The organism is Atlantibacter subterraneus, from assembly GCF_007570865.1.
Lineage (GTDB): Bacteria > Pseudomonadota > Gammaproteobacteria > Enterobacterales > Enterobacteriaceae > Atlantibacter > Atlantibacter subterraneus.
Map to the genome: position 1 here is coordinate 607,208 of NZ_VLPS01000001.1, position 14,444 is coordinate 621,651.

Below are 14,444 nucleotides of genomic sequence, written 5' to 3' on the forward strand. Positions count from 1 at the left end.
GTTAATCGGTCAGGGGCGGCGCGTTGAACGCCGCAGAAAATAAATCAGTGCGAGTAGTTCTCGATTTTCTTCTCTTCAGTTTCGGTGGTGAGTTCCAGACGCTGAATTTTGCCGACGATAATCCAGTAGCTTAATACCGCGATAATGCCGTGCGCGCCAACGTACACCAGTGCCATCTGGAACGAACCGGTGCTGGAAATGATGTAGCCAATCACCAGCGGAGTGACGATGCCTGCGATATTGCCCAGCGAGTTAAACAGGCCGCCGGTGGTGCCGATAATCTGTTTCGGCGCGGTGTCAGCCACCACAGCCCAGCCCAGCGAACCGAAGCCTTTCCCAAAGAACGCGGCGCTCATCAGGAAAATCACCAGCGCTTCGCTCTGGACGTAGTTGCAGAAAATCATGCTGGCGCTCAGGGTCAGGCCGATGGTGATCGGGACTTTCCTGGCGAGGCTTAAGTTGCCGGTCTTTTTCAGCATCCAGTCAGAGAAAAAGCCGCTGGCGATACCGCCCACCAGACCGCAAATCGCCGGGATAGAGGCCATGAAACCGGCCTGGAGAATCGAAAACCCGCGCTCCTTTACCAGGTAAATCGGGAACCAGGTCATAAAGAACCAGGTAATAGCAGTGATGCAGTACTGGCCAATAAATATCCCTACCAGCATTCTGCTTTTAAATAGCTGTGCAATATCCTTTAAAGACGCTTTGCTTTTTTTCCCGGCTGCAGGGTTAACGGCTTTAATATCCAGATCGATTAAGCCACCGCCTTCTTTTATATAATCCAGCTCCTGCTGATTAATCGTTGGGTGTTTCATCGGCACGTGGAAATATTTCAGCCATACCAGCGCCACGCCGATACCGATAAAGCCCATGACAATAAATACATGTTCCCAGCCAAATTCGTGGCACAGCCAGGCCATCAGCGGCGTAAAGATCGCAATCGAGGCATACTGCGCGCTGTTAAAAATCGCTCCGGCGACACCGCGCTCTGAGGAAGGAAACCAGGCGGCAATAATGCGGCCTGACGAAGGGCCGACCGGGGATTCGGTCATTCCGAGCAGAAAGCGTAACACCAGCAGCATTGGTACCACGGCGGCGGTGATCCAGCTGACGCAGCCCATCACGACGGTAATGGCCGACCACAGTAAAATGCCCCAGAACATGGCACGTTTAGAACCGAATTTATCGGCGATCCAGCCTGCCGGCGTCATACATAATACGTAGGCCCAACTGAACACGGAAAATAAATACCCGATTTCGATTGAGGTTATACCCAACTGATTTTGCATTTCCGGGCCGGCAACGGAAATAGTCGCGCGATCGCCTGTCGCCAGGGTTAATACAAAAGTAATCATTGCCAGAATAATAAATCTGGAATGGGTCTTTTTAGGTTGAGAATGCATACGATCCCCTTTTTATCAATGTGTAGGGTAGAGCTAAAAAAGCGTGGTTCCGCTTTCGTCTTTTTCTGTTGTTATCGTTTTCGGGCGTTAATTAAATACTGGGTACCGGCCTGCACCATATACGGTGTGATCGCGGTAACCAGATAAGTTGCGCCCCAGTCCATCGCCATAGCCGCCCGGTCCGCATCCCCTACATAGGTGCCGGCGATTTTACCTGCCTGACTTATCCGGCGGATGCAATTTTCCATGGTCTCCATCACATCCGGGTGATTCGGACTGTTGGCATAGCCCATGGAAACCGCCAGATCGCCGGGGCCGATAAACAAAACGTCAATCCCTTCTACGTCCAGAATCGCATCCAGATTCGCGACGGCTTCCGGCGTTTCGATATGCACCGAAACCAGCTTGCTGGCGTCGGCGTCTTCGATATAGCGGGCCTTGTCCGGGCACATCCCGTAATTCGCCGCCCGGGTCAGAAACGCCACACCGCGCTCACCGCGTGGCGGAAAGTGGCTGGCAGATACCGCCTCTCTGGCCTGCCGGGCGGTGTTGACCAGCGGCACCTGCACTCCGTTCGCGCCAAAATCCAGCGCCCGGCGAATATACTCGTGGCGGTTTATCGGCACCCGCACGATGGCGGGCACCTCCACGCCCTGCGAGGCGCGGACCATATCTTCCAGCGTCTCCTGGTTCATCGCGCCGTGCTCGTTGTCGATCAGAATAAAATCAAATCCCATTCGGGCGGTGAATTCGCACAGCGCCGGTGAGCTGAAGGTAACGAAACACCCGTGCAGCGGCTCATGGTAAAGCCGCTGTTTCCAGTGCGGCTCAATCATGGTTTTTTGCTCCACCTTTCACTTCCACGCCCGCCATCCGTTCGAATATTTTGATCACGTTCGAGTGGTCCTCATTACCCAGCCCCTGGGCCATTATGCTTTTATAAAATTCATGCACCATGCTGCCGATGGGCATTGGGACGTTGATGCCACGGCTGAGTTCCATCGCCAGATTAAGGTCTTTGTACTGGAGACGGGTCATAAAGCCAGGATCGAAATTACGCTCCAGCAGCAGGCTGCCGCGAATATCAATACAGCCACAGCGCGCGTACCCTGCGCTCAGCACTTCGATAATTTTGGTCGGGTCGACGCCCGCTTTGGTACCCATTACCAGCGCTTCGCCCAGCGCCGCCATGGTTGAGGCCGCCAGCACCTGGTTGCAGGATTTCACCACCTGACCTGCGCCATTGCCTCCTACATGCGTGATGCGGGACCCCAGCACTTCCAGTACCGGCAGGCAGCGTTCAAAGGTCTGCACATCGCCACCGACCATGATCGACAGGGTGCCGCTTTTCGCGCCTTTATCGCCGCCGCTCACCGGCGCGTCCAGCATCCGCGCGCCAGTGGCGTGAACCCGCGCGGCAATCTCCCGGGTCGCCAGCGATGAGATGGTGCTCATATCAATCACCACCTTGCCTTCGCCCAGCGCGTCGCCGATACCGTTGGCACCGAACAGCACTTCTTCAACCTGCGGAGTATTCGGCACCATGGTGATAATGATATCGGCGTGGCGGGCCACCCCGGCAGAGCTGATTTCGCCCCGCGCGCCGTCCTGCTCCACTTCGCGGATATCCCGTTCTTCGATGCTGTAAACATGCACCGGATAGCCTGCCTTAAGCAGATTGCGCACCATGGGTTTGCCCATAATGCCGAGGCCGATAAATCCTAATACTGACTTCATTGTGCAATCCTTAATAGGTTTGATATTCAATACGCTGGCGTAATTCATCGACGTCAATTTCGTCGAACGGGCAGTTATCACGGTGGCTTAAGTACGCCGCCGTTCCCGCCGCATAGCCGGTTAAAAAACACTGCGCGGTGACGCGGGCAGAGGCGAGGGCTTCATGTTCCGCGCACAGGCTGCGTCCTGCGGTGATCAGGTTGGGGACGTTCTCCGGCAGTAATGTGTCGTACGGGATGTCGTAATAGTCGTTATCCAGATAGAACATAAAAATGCCGTCATCACCGTGGGCTTCGATGCACCATGCGCTGCTGGCGACGGTGCGCCGGCTCTTTCTTGCCTGAAAGACGTCATCGTTGGTCAGGCAACGCTGGCCCTGAATGGTCCGGCTCTGGCGAATGCCGATTTGTGCCGCCACGTCATTAAGGTACGCCTGCTCAAAACCGGGCACATACTGCTGAAGAAAGCGCTCGTATTCCCTGACGATTTTGCGGCCCTTCAACTCAGCGAAGCTCAGGTCTTCGGCGCAGGTGGCGTCAATCGGCCTGCCATCGTCGCGCAGCACACTGGTGACGTTGCACATCACTTCGCCAGGGCGGGGCGAGGGCAGCAGATAGATATGCTTGCGCGGTAGCGCCATTCCCGTTGCCTGGGCCTGTTCCACCCAGGCTTCCAGTTGAGGAACCGGGTGACCGATGCCGCGCCGGATATCGACATTGGTCATGCGGAACACCATGGTCGGGTACTGCACTTTGCCGTTGCGCCCAAAAGTCCAGGGCACGCCAGCTTTGGCACACAGGTCGCCGTCGCCGGTAGCATCGATAAAACGCCTGGCGGTAATAAACTGGCGACCGCCTTTATTTTCAATAATCACCCCGCGCAGTTGTTCGCCGTCCATCACCACATCAGTGGCCAGGGTATGGAACAACACATTGACGCCGCTCTCGCTCAACAGATCGTCGGCGATCTCTTTCCAGGTGTGAGGTTCATGTACCACCAGTCTGGTTTCACCGAACGGGAACGGGTCGCTGACGGCATGGCGCTGTTTGAGGTGGTGGTAAAACTCACCGGCGAAGCCGTGTACCAGTTGATGATGCGGGCCTTTGCCCGAGGTGAACAAACCGCAGATTGCCCCCGACATGCCTGCAGTGGCCATTCCTCCGCAGAAGCCGTATTTTTCAATGAGTAGTGTGTTTTCCCCGGCGCGCGCTGCGGCGGTCGCTGCCGCCACACCGGTTGGACCACCACCCACCACCAGCACATCGACATCATAGGTGACCGGCAGGTCGCGCGCCGTTTCGTGACAAACTTCCATAACAGACTCCCTGTTTGGCGGGCTTCTCAGCCCGTGCGTTCAGCGAAGATTATTCAACTTGCTTCGTATGAATGCGGCGTTTGCCCAGTACCGCGCCCTGGGCGATAGGCTGTACCAGTTGGGCATACTGAGAGAGATAGCTGCCGCTGCCGCCGCCCAGTTCGATGGGCTTGGGTTGCCAGGCTTGCAGGCGCTGCTCGATGATTTCCTGCGGCACGTCCATATTAATACTCAGGTCGACAAAGTTTATTTGCACCATTTCGCCCGGCTTGACCACTGCCAGCGGACCGCCTGCTGCGGCTTCCGGCATCAACTGCCCGATGATGATCCCGCGGTTGAGGCCGGAGAGTTCTCCGTCAGTGATCACCGCCACATGCTCGGCAATTCCCGCGCCATTGAGCGCTGCCACGAAGCTGCAGGCGAATACGGTGCCCGGACCGCCGGCAGGCCCCATATTGCGCAGTACTATCACATCGCCTTTGTGGATGTTTCCCTGACTTAATGCCTCAATAGCTTCATCTTCTCCTTCGTAGATATTCGCCGGACCGGTAAATTGCTCCAGCTCGCCAGGAACCGCAGAGAGCTTCACAATCGCGCCGTCCGGCGCCAGATTGCCGCGCAGGATAGCGACACCGGGGCGCTGGCTCACCGGGTTATTCAGGGTGCGGATCACCTCGTTGTTTTTTACGCTGGCATGGGCAATGTTGTCGCCCACGGCGTTACCGGTGACGGTCAGGGCATCCAGGTTCAGGAAATCGCGCAGCTGGTTCATCACAGCGGTGGTGCCACCCGCCGCTTCCAGATCTTCCGTGCGGTACGGGCCGTTCGGACGCACCGAGGTCAGCAGCTTGATATCTTTGCCGTATTTTTCGTACAACCCGATCACGTCTACCGGCAACTCGGCTTCGGTGGCGATAGCGGAGAGATGGCGCACGGTATTGACCGAACCACCCACCGCCAGCACGGTCATCACCGCGTTCTGGATAGCTTTTTCAGTAATGATGCTGCGTGGCAGAAGCTGCGCCTGGGTCAGTTCAACGATGCGTTTACCGGCGGCCTGAGCATACTCTTTCACCTTGCGGCCATTCGCCCAAATCGGCGAGTTGCCCGGCAGGGTCATGCCTAACGCTTCGGCCACGATATGCATTGAATTGGCAGTGCCCAGACCGGCGCACACGCCCGGCGACTGGATAGCGACATCGGTCATATCAGTGAGATCTTTTTCGCTGATTGCCCCGGTCGCCAGCGCACCGACCTGCTCGTAGACGTCGTCGATATCAAAGAACTGATCGTCGAACTTTTCATTCGAGCATTTACCGCCTACCTGATACCCACAGGTCAGCAGCAGACTCGGCACGTTGAGGCGCGCAGCGGACATTAAATGCGCCGGAGTGGTTTTGTCGCAAGACGAGAGGCAGATCATGCCGTCGAGCACCGCGCCCTCCATCATACATTCCACTTCGTTGACCATCAGGTCGCGGGTCGGCATCAGGTAGCGCGCTTTTTTACCGGCGCTGGTCACGAAATCGCTGGGCGCGACGGTACGTACTTCAAACGGCAGACCGCCAGCATCGCGAATAGCCTGCTCAACGATGCGGCAGAGCTCGTCAAGGTGCACGTAGCAACAGGAAAGTTTGTTTGAAGTATTGATAATCGCAATTTTCGGTTTATGCATGTCTTCTTCGCGAATGCCCATGCTGCGCCATTGTGCGCGGCGAACAGCCCAGCGGGTGGAGCCCGGCTTAAAATTACTTCTGAACATCATCAATTCCTTTATCGGGGTAGGGTTTATGGCGTAACTATCGCGACTTTTGGATGGCTGTCCAACCAATTATTTGTGTTTTTGAAGTGAAGTTCACAAAATCAGCGTTTTTCAAGCTATTAAAAGGAGAGCGCCGTCATAAAACGCGGCGTGAAAGGAGAGGAGGTTTAGTGGTCCATCCAATTTGTGGCATAATACTGCCCATACACCAGCAACAGGACCACTCTGTGGTTCACCAGATGTGCGGGTAGCGGATACCCGGCATAAGGGGGATGAAATGCCAGAAAAAAATAAATTCACGATGATCCCAATTAAACGCACAGATGTGTTCCAGACCATTATTCAGCATCTGAGCGATCTGCTGGATAGCCAGCAGATCCAGCCGGGTGAGCGCTTGCCGTCGGAACGCGAACTGGCGGAAATGTTGAATGTCAGCCGTACGTCGGTACGCCAGGCGTTAAAAGTGCTGGAATCAACCGGCCGGATTGAGACCCGCGTTGGCAGCGGAACATTTCTGTGTGAACCCACCGCCGTGTCGATGAGCGATCAAACCAGCCTGATTCGCCTGATTGAAGGGGGGGTAACGAAAGATTTATTGCGCCAGCTGATTGTGGCGCGTACTGCGATTGAACGGGCGATTTTTGAAGATTACGCCTGGCGGGCCAACAAATCTGGCATCAATCAGCTGCGCGACCTTATCGAAACCAATAGGGAGATTTTCGCCCGCCAACTGGTGGATAACGACGATGCTGGTCTGGATTTAAGTTTCGAGAAGAAAGTGGCGGAGCTGGGCGGTAACGCCATTCTGATCGCTATGCAGGAGCAGATCCACGATCTGTGGGTATTGGCCTGGCGGCAGTTTGGCTATACGCCGGAGAAAACCGATATTCTTCATGAAGAGCATCTCGCTATCCTGGATGCTCTGGCGGCGAAAAACGCCGGACGGGTGGCTGATCTCATCATTCAGCACGTCGATAAAGAGATTGAATAATGCCCTCCATCGCCATCCTGTCAGATGGCGATGGAGCGGTGATTACAGGCCGCGATGTTCCATCAGGCGGGCCAGGTCGATCAGGCGATTTGAGAACGCCCATTCGTTGTCATACCAGGCGAGAATTTTCACCAGATTACCGCCAATCACCAGGGTGGAAAGCCCGTCGATAATCGATGAGCGGGCATCGCCCTGATAGTCGCTGGAAACCAGCGGCTCCTCGCTGTAACCCAAAATTCCCTGCAATGGGCCGTCAGTAGCGGCGGCGCGGAAGGCGGCATTCACCTCTTGCGCAGTGACATCGCGCTTCAGCGTCACGGTTAAATCGACGATCGATACCACCGGAACCGGGACGCGCAGCGAATAGCCGGTCAGCCGTCCGTCGAGTTCCGGGATCACTTTGCCGAGCGCTTTGGCCGCGCCGCTGGAGTAGGGAACAATCGACAGGGCGGCGGCACGCGCGCCGCGCAGGTCTTTTTCCGGCTGATCGTGCAGCGCCTGGCTATTGGTGTAGGCGTGGGTGGTGTTCATCAGGCCGTGCTCAATGCCAAACTGCTGGTGCAGCACCTGCGCCGCCGGAGCCAGCCCGTTGGTGGTGCAACTGCCGTTGCTGACCACAAAATGCTTCTCAGGATCGTATTGCTGGTGGTTGACGCCCATCACCACGGTAATGTCGTCGTTTTTCGCCGGGGCCGAGATGATGACGCGCTTTGCGCCTCCGTGGGTGATATGCACTGCCGCCTTGTCGCGCTCGGTAAAGAAGCCGGTGGCCTCAATGACAATATCCACGCCGACGCTGCTCCACGGAATTTCTGCCGGATCACGTTGGGAGAATACCTTCACCGCGTTGCCGTCGATGCGCAGTTCCCCTTCGCCCGCCTCAACCGCCAGCGGCAGGGTGCCGAGCAGGGAGTCATATTTCAGCAGATGCGCCAGGGTTTTGCTGTCGGTCAGGTCGTTAATCGCCACGATTTCGACTTGCGGATCGTTGAGGGCCGCACGGAATACGTTGCGGCCAATGCGGCCAAAGCCGTTGATGCCGATCTTTAACATAGTTACCTCCTGATGTGCCGTTTCTGCAATCAGGATAGTCAGCGGTCGGTTTGGCGTAAATGACAAAAAAGGATCACTTTACGCCAATTTACGGCAGTGGAAGCGCTGGCGATATTCGCCGGGGGTAAGGTGCAGCTGTTTTTCAAAGATGCGGCGTAGATTGATGCTGCTGCCGAAACCGGTGATGTGCGCGATGCGTTCCAGGGTTTCGGTGGTTTGCTCCAGCCGGTCGCGGGCCGCAGCCAGACGCGCTTCCGCCACGTAGCGGGCAGGGGAGACGCCCGCTTCCCGGGTGAATACGCGGGTAAAGTTGCGCGGGCTCATGGCCACGTGCTGGGCCAGATTTTCTACCGACAAGTCGTCTGCGAGGTTCGCCAGGATCCAGTTTTGCAGCTCGCCCACCGGGCCGTCATGCTCGGCCCGATCCAGCTTATAGCGGCTGAACTGTAACTGCCCGCCGGGACGGCGCAGGTACATCACCATATCCTGAGCCACGTCCCTGGCGAGGGTAAACCCGTAATCTTCTTCCACCAGCGCCAGGGTTAAATCAAATCCCGAGCTGACGCCACCGGAGGTCCACATCGGGCCATCCTGCACGTACAGCGGGCCGCCTTCCACCTTCACCTGCGGATAAGTCGCCTGCATGGTTTCCAGCAGACGCCAGTGGGTGGTGGCGCGGCGGCCATCCAGCAGACCGGCCTGCGCCAGCAGCATCGCCCCGCCGCAAATCGACGCCACGCGCCGGGCATGGGGCGCAGCCATACGCACCCAGCTTGCCACCGCGTCGCGCTCGTCCAGATTGGTGCCGCGCCCGGTGATCATAATGGTATCGCGGGATTCAAACGGGTCCAGCTCGGTGAGGCGGTGATCCGCCAGCAGGTTTAGCCCCGACTGACCGTGGATCACCTGGTGCGGTTGGGTGGTGGCGATGGTGATGCGGTAGCGCGACGCGCCGGAAGGCGTGGGATGCAGCCGGTTGGCCTGCATCAGGATGTCGGCGATACCGGCGGCTTCAAACAGCATGCCACCATCAGGAACGATAATCAGGATAGTTTTCATGGCTTGAAATGTAGGCTTTTTACAAAATAAGTCAAACTGGATTATTGATGCACTTGCTCAACACTTTCTTCTCAGGGGGTAAACTTACCGGGTAACAATTTGCCATACTCCTAATTCTTCGCGCTGCGCTTTTTTGTTGACCTGAGGATCGACACTATAGGGTTCATGTTTTATTGAAGAGCAAATTAATGAACACGCCTCAAGTAAAAGAAACAGGAAGATTGCGAACTCTCAGGTGGAAACGAATAGCAATTAGTAGCCTGTTTATCATCCCCTTCTTTATTCTATTCAAGTTCGGGGCGGTACTTATTCTTAGCGTAATCGCCATTAGTTTATTACGCCCTTCCGGGCAGAATCGATTTCTTAAATATAATAACAAACTGCCAACCAGTAGCGTTGGTTCTCTGAAGAGTGGCATCGTAAAGCTGGAAGGGATCGTTACAGGCCAAACATTGCTACGTGCTCCCCTCAGTAATAAACCTTGTATTGGCTATGAATACACCGCTTATGAAGAAAGGCGTAATTATGATAACGAAAGTCACTTCTGTCAGATCCATAAGGAACAGCGATGTAATGAATTCACATTGCAGGATGCGACGGGGAAAGTAACGGTTGAGGGTGAAGGGTTGGATTTACAGTGGCTCAGGGCCAGTAAAAAGAAAAGAGCGGGCGATGAGATTAAGTGTGAATATCGGCTCGAACCCGGCGAGAGATGCGTCCTAATCGGCCTGGCAGTACGGCAAAACGAGAGGGTTTATATCACACGCGATAGTAAGCGGCGTATCTTTGGTATTGCTCCCGTGAGTAACCTGATTAGACGTGAGCACCTGGAAGTCATGCTGGGACGTGCCGGTTATTACCTTGTCGGGATGGCATTAGCTGTCTCGCTGATGCTGCTTGTGCCTCTGGAGGTAACGCATCACCAGCTCATCCTGGATTTTGGACAGCTGCCTGAACGGCTTAATGCACTGTGGATGCTGCCGTACATCCCGACGGAAGGCTTCCGTTGTGCTATCCAGTCCATGGATTTGACGTTTATGTCACAGGAATCCGGTTATGCAGTTTTACTCGCCGCAGTAGGCCCACTGGTAGCGCTTTTATTCTTCGGAACAACCCTGAGAGTCCCCTTACTCAAAAGTCTGTCGGCCGCATTTGCCGGTGTTTTCGCTCTTGGCTGGTTTCCGGGGATCGCAATGTCAGTGGTGATGATGTTGTGCGAAATTAATGGCGTAAAAATTTTATTATGCTGGGTGATCGTTCTGATCAGCGTGGCAATTTTTGTCGTTGCTAACTTTGGTCCACTGGCGCGGCTTGTTACGCAATATAATCAGAACGATTGAAATAACCCATTAATTTGCAAGCTATCTTGAAAAAGCATTGGCCTCAAACATTCTAACCTGTGAATTTTTGGCCGCCTGGCGTAACAAGAAGAAATATTCAGGACTCGTTTATGGCACCCATGTTAACTCCCGGCGATGGGCGACTGTTAAAGCACCGCTCGTTTGTGGCGTTCTGGCTGGCGCGCACCAGCTCCGGCTTTGGCTACCAGATGCTGTCGATTATCGTCGGCTGGCAGATTTACTCCCAGACCCAAAGCGCGTTCTGGCTGGGAATGATTGGCCTGGTACAGTTTGTGCCGTCGGTTTCTCTGGCGCTATTCGCTGGGCATATCGCCGATCGGTTTGATCGCCGCCGCGTGGTGATGCTGGGGCAGGTGTGCGAGTGGGCGGCGATTGTAGCCCTCGCCTGGCTGACCTGGCACGGCGACGCCAGCGTGGACGTGATGCTGGCGCTGATCTTTATCATCTCCTGCGCCAAAACCATGGAATCCCCTTCGATGATTTCGATGCTGCCCGCGCTGGTGCCGATCACGCTGCTGCCGCGCGCCACCGCCGCCAACGCGGTGTCTGGCCAGGCGGCGCAGATTGTCGGCCCGGCGCTGGGTGGTTTTTTATATGCGGCGGGCGCGGACGTGGTTTATTGGGTCACTGCGGCGCTCTATTTCGTTTCCCTGCTACTGGTGATAACACTGCGCTATGAACAGGCACCGCCCCCGCGTCAGCCCGCCACGCTGTCGTCGCTGTTTGCCGGGGTGAGCTTTATCCGCCATCGACCGGATGTGCTGGGCGTCATTTCACTCGACCTGTTTGCCGTGCTGCTCGGCGGCGCGACCGCGCTGTTGCCGATTTTTGCCCATGACATTTTGCACACCGGGCCGCTGGGTTTAGGCCTGCTGCGCAGCGCCCCCGCGGTAGGCGCGTTGCTGGTGGGTTTCTGGCTCAGCCACCGGGCGCTGAAGCGTAACGTCGGCATGATTATGTTTATCAGCGTGGCCGGGTTTGGCGTGGCGACGCTGATTTTCGCGTTTTCGAGCTGGATGTGGCTGTCGCTGCTGGCGCTGTTTGCCCTGGGCGGCTTCGATATGGTGAGCATGGTGATCCGCGGCTCGCTGGTACAGCTGGATACCCCGGATGAGATGCGCGGGCGCGTTAACGCGGTTAACTCGATCTTTATCAATACCTCCAATCAGTTGGGCGAATTTGAGTCCGGGATGCTGGCCGCCTGGCTGGGTGCGGTGCCAGCCGCCGCGATCGGCGGCATCGGCACCCTGGTAGTGGTGGCGCTGTGGATGAAGTGGTTTCCCGGGCTTCGCCACCGCCAGCGCCTGGAAAGCGAGACCGTTTAAGCTTCAGCGATCGGCTTACTCCGGAGCCTGACCTTCCCCCTGTTGGGAAGGCCATTTCCAGTTTTGTACTTCGGGTAAGTCCTCGCCATGCTCGCGCACGTATTGATGGTGAGCGGCGATTTTCTCCTGCAACGCGTCAAGAATGGCGTCGGCTTTACCCTGTAGCGACGGAACCCGCAGGATTGCCGCCTGCGCCAGGTGAAAGCGATCCAGCTCATTCAGCACCGTCATATCAAACGGCGTGGTGGTGGTGCCTTCTTCCATAAACCCGCGTACGTGGAAGTTGCGATGATTGTTGCGCTGGTAAGTCAGGCGGTGGATCAGGCTCGGGTAGCCGTGGAAAGCAAAAATCACCGGCCTGTCGGGGGTGAAAATCGCGTCGAAATCCTGCTCGCTTTTACCGTGCGGATGCTCATCCTGCGTTTGCAGCGCCATTAAATCCACCACGTTGACCACCTGAATGCGCAGCTCGGGCAGGTATTCGCGCAGTAAATCCACCGCCGCCAGGGTTTCCATGGTTGGCACGTCACCCGCGCAGGCCATCACCACATCCGGGGATTCCCCTTGTGGCACGGTGCCTGCCCATTGCCAGATGCCCATCCCGGCGGCGCAGTGTTCCGCCGCGTCGTCCAGCGTCAGCCACTGGGGCGCGGGCTGTTTACCGGCCACGATAACGTTAATCCGGTCCCAGGTTTTCAGGCAGTGGTCAGCCACGCACAGCAGCGTGTTGGCGTCTGGCGGCAGATAGATGCGCACGATATCGGCCTTTTTGTTGGCCACATGATCCATAAAACCGGGATCCTGATGGCTATAGCCGTTGTGATCCTGACGCCAGACGTGCGAGGAGAGCAGATAGTTAAGCGACGAAACCGGCTCGCGCCACGGCAGCTTGCGGGTGATCTTCAGCCATTTGGCGTGCTGGTTGAACATCGAATCGATGATGTGGATAAAGGCCTCATAGCAGTTAAACAGGCCGTGCCGCCCGGTCAACAGATAGCCCTCCAGCCAGCCCTGGCACTGATGCTCGCTGAGAATTTCCATCACCCGGCCATCCGCTGCCAGCTGTTCATCATAGGGTTTCACCGGCTCCTGCCAGGTACGGTTGGTGACATCGAACACTTTGCTCAGGCGGTTGGATGCGGTTTCATCCGGGCCAAACAGACGGAAGTTATCCGGGTTACGCTGGAAAATTCCCGCCAGATAAGCGCCCAGCGCCGACGTCGATTCGGCCTGGGTTTCCCCTGGATTGACGACATCCACGGCGTATTCACGTAATTCCGGGGTCACCAGCTCCCGACGCAGGCGGCCACCGTTGGCCCAGGGCGACGCCCCCATGCGCTTGTCGCCCTCCGGTGCCAGCGCGCGCAGTTCAGGCTTCAGCGTGCCGTGCTCGTCAAACAGATCTTCCGGCTGATAGCCGCGCATCCAGCGTTCGAGGAGCTGGCGATGCTCGTCATTCTCGCGGCAAGACGAAATCGGCACCTGATGGGCGCGCCAGAAATCCTCAACTTTTTTACCGTCCACCGTTTGCGGGCCAGTCCAGCCTTTTGGGCTGCGTAAAACGATCATCGGCCAGCGCGGCAGTTGATCTGGCGGATTGCCGCTGCGCGCCTGCTGCTGGTACTGGCGAATACTCTCCAGCGCCTGCTCCAGGGTTTCCGCCATCTGGCGGTGCATTTTCTCCGGCTCATGACCGCTGACGATCAGCGGTTGGTAGCCGTAGCCCCGGAACAGCTGCTGGAGATCCTCGTCGCTGGTGCGCCCGAGGATAGTCGGGTTAGCGATTTTATAACCGTTGAGATGCAAAATCGGCAGTACCGCGCCGTCGCGCGCCGCATTAAGGAATTTGATGCCGTACCAGCTGGAGGCCAGCGGACCGGTTTCCGCTTCGCCATCGCCAATCACACAGGCGGCGATCAGCGACGGGTTATCAAACACCGCGCCGAAGGCATGAGACAGCGAATAGCCCAGCTCCCCGCCTTCGTTGATCGAACCCGGCGTTTCCGGTGCCGCGTGGCTGGGGATACCGCCGGGGAAAGAGAACTGCTTAAACAGCTTTTTCATGCCGTCGGCGTCGAGGCTAATATCGGGATAGATTTCGCTGTAGCTGCCTTCAAGCCAGGTGTTGGCGACCATGCCCGGCCCGCCGTGCCCCGGCCCGCAGATATAGATCATATCAAGATCGCGCTGGCGGATGACGCGGTTAAGGTGCGCGTAGATAAAGTTCAGGCCCGGCGTGGTGCCCCAGTGGCCCAGCAGCCGCGGCTTGATGTGTTCGGGTTTGAGCGGCTCGCGCAGCAGAGGGTTATCCATTAAATAGATTTGCCCGACGGAGAGATAATTGGCGGCTCGCCAGTAGCGATCGATTAACTGAATTTCACGATCGGAGAGTGGGTTGGTTTCAGTCATGCTTTCCCCATATTGTCTTGTATGTCAGA

Annotated in this window: 11 protein-coding genes; 3 read left to right on the forward strand and 8 right to left on the reverse strand. The window is 56.7% G+C overall.

The genetic code is table 11. The annotated features are described in order from the left end of the window. Window positions 1-44 precede the first annotated feature (44 nt). The 5 genes from FND52_RS02945 to ilvD all read right to left on the reverse strand — a co-directional run bounded on the left by FND52_RS02945 (window position 45) and on the right by ilvD (window position 6,217). Window positions 45-1,403: an MFS transporter gene (locus FND52_RS02945; protein ID WP_125295369.1), complete on the reverse strand. Its 1,359-nt coding sequence runs from the start codon at window positions 1,401-1,403 to the stop codon at window positions 45-47. Window positions 1,404-1,474: 71 nt separating this feature from the next. After that, window positions 1,475-2,254 (reverse strand): HpcH/HpaI aldolase family protein, encoded by a 780-nt coding sequence (locus FND52_RS02950; RefSeq protein ID WP_244290534.1) that lies wholly within the window; start codon window positions 2,252-2,254, stop codon window positions 1,475-1,477. After that, window positions 2,232-3,140: an NAD(P)-dependent oxidoreductase gene (locus FND52_RS02955; protein ID WP_144129254.1), complete on the reverse strand. Its 909-nt coding sequence runs from the start codon at window positions 3,138-3,140 to the stop codon at window positions 2,232-2,234. Before FND52_RS02955 ends, FND52_RS02950 begins: the two co-directional genes overlap by 23 nt. A gap of 10 nt (window positions 3,141-3,150) precedes the next feature. Further along, a complete protein-coding gene (locus tag FND52_RS02960) occupies window positions 3,151-4,455 on the reverse strand; it encodes an FAD-dependent oxidoreductase (RefSeq protein ID WP_144129255.1) in 1,305 nt (434 codons plus the stop codon). A 49-nt stretch (window positions 4,456-4,504) separates the two neighbouring features. Further along, the gene (gene ilvD / locus FND52_RS02965; protein WP_144129256.1) at window positions 4,505-6,217 is read right to left on the reverse strand and encodes a dihydroxy-acid dehydratase; all 1,713 of its coding nucleotides are present in this window, start codon (window positions 6,215-6,217) and stop codon (window positions 4,505-4,507) included. Between the two features lie 277 nt (window positions 6,218-6,494). Here ilvD and FND52_RS02970 point away from each other — a divergent pair, with 277 nt between their 5' ends. After that, entirely contained in the window at window positions 6,495-7,208 is a 714-nt protein-coding gene (locus FND52_RS02970; RefSeq protein ID WP_125295373.1) for a FadR/GntR family transcriptional regulator, read from the forward strand. Window positions 7,209-7,250: 42 nt separating this feature from the next. Here FND52_RS02970 and gap read toward each other — a convergent pair whose 3' ends face one another. Together gap and FND52_RS02980 are read right to left on the reverse strand one after the other, a co-directional pair. Next, window positions 7,251-8,261 (reverse strand): type I glyceraldehyde-3-phosphate dehydrogenase, encoded by a 1,011-nt coding sequence (gap, locus tag FND52_RS02975; RefSeq protein ID WP_144129257.1) that lies wholly within the window; start codon window positions 8,259-8,261, stop codon window positions 7,251-7,253. A 78-nt stretch (window positions 8,262-8,339) separates the two neighbouring features. Continuing rightward, entirely contained in the window at window positions 8,340-9,320 is a 981-nt protein-coding gene (locus FND52_RS02980) for a GlxA family transcriptional regulator (protein ID WP_144129258.1), read from the reverse strand. 188 nt (window positions 9,321-9,508) lie between these two features. Here FND52_RS02980 and FND52_RS02985 point away from each other — a divergent pair, with 188 nt between their 5' ends. Both FND52_RS02985 and FND52_RS02990 read left to right on the forward strand, forming a co-directional pair. Next, window positions 9,509-10,660 carry a hypothetical protein gene (locus FND52_RS02985; RefSeq protein ID WP_144129259.1) on the forward strand — a complete coding sequence of 384 codons (1,152 nt, stop codon included), beginning with the start codon at window positions 9,509-9,511 and terminating at the stop codon, window positions 10,658-10,660. Between the two features lie 110 nt (window positions 10,661-10,770). Further along, the gene (locus FND52_RS02990) at window positions 10,771-12,006 is read left to right on the forward strand and encodes an MFS transporter (protein WP_144129260.1); all 1,236 of its coding nucleotides are present in this window, start codon (window positions 10,771-10,773) and stop codon (window positions 12,004-12,006) included. Window positions 12,007-12,021: 15 nt separating this feature from the next. Here the strand turns inward: FND52_RS02990 and FND52_RS02995 are convergent, their stop codons facing one another. Beyond that, the gene (locus FND52_RS02995) at window positions 12,022-14,415 is read right to left on the reverse strand and encodes a phosphoketolase family protein (protein WP_144129261.1); all 2,394 of its coding nucleotides are present in this window, start codon (window positions 14,413-14,415) and stop codon (window positions 12,022-12,024) included. Window positions 14,416-14,444: the final 29 nt, after the last annotated feature.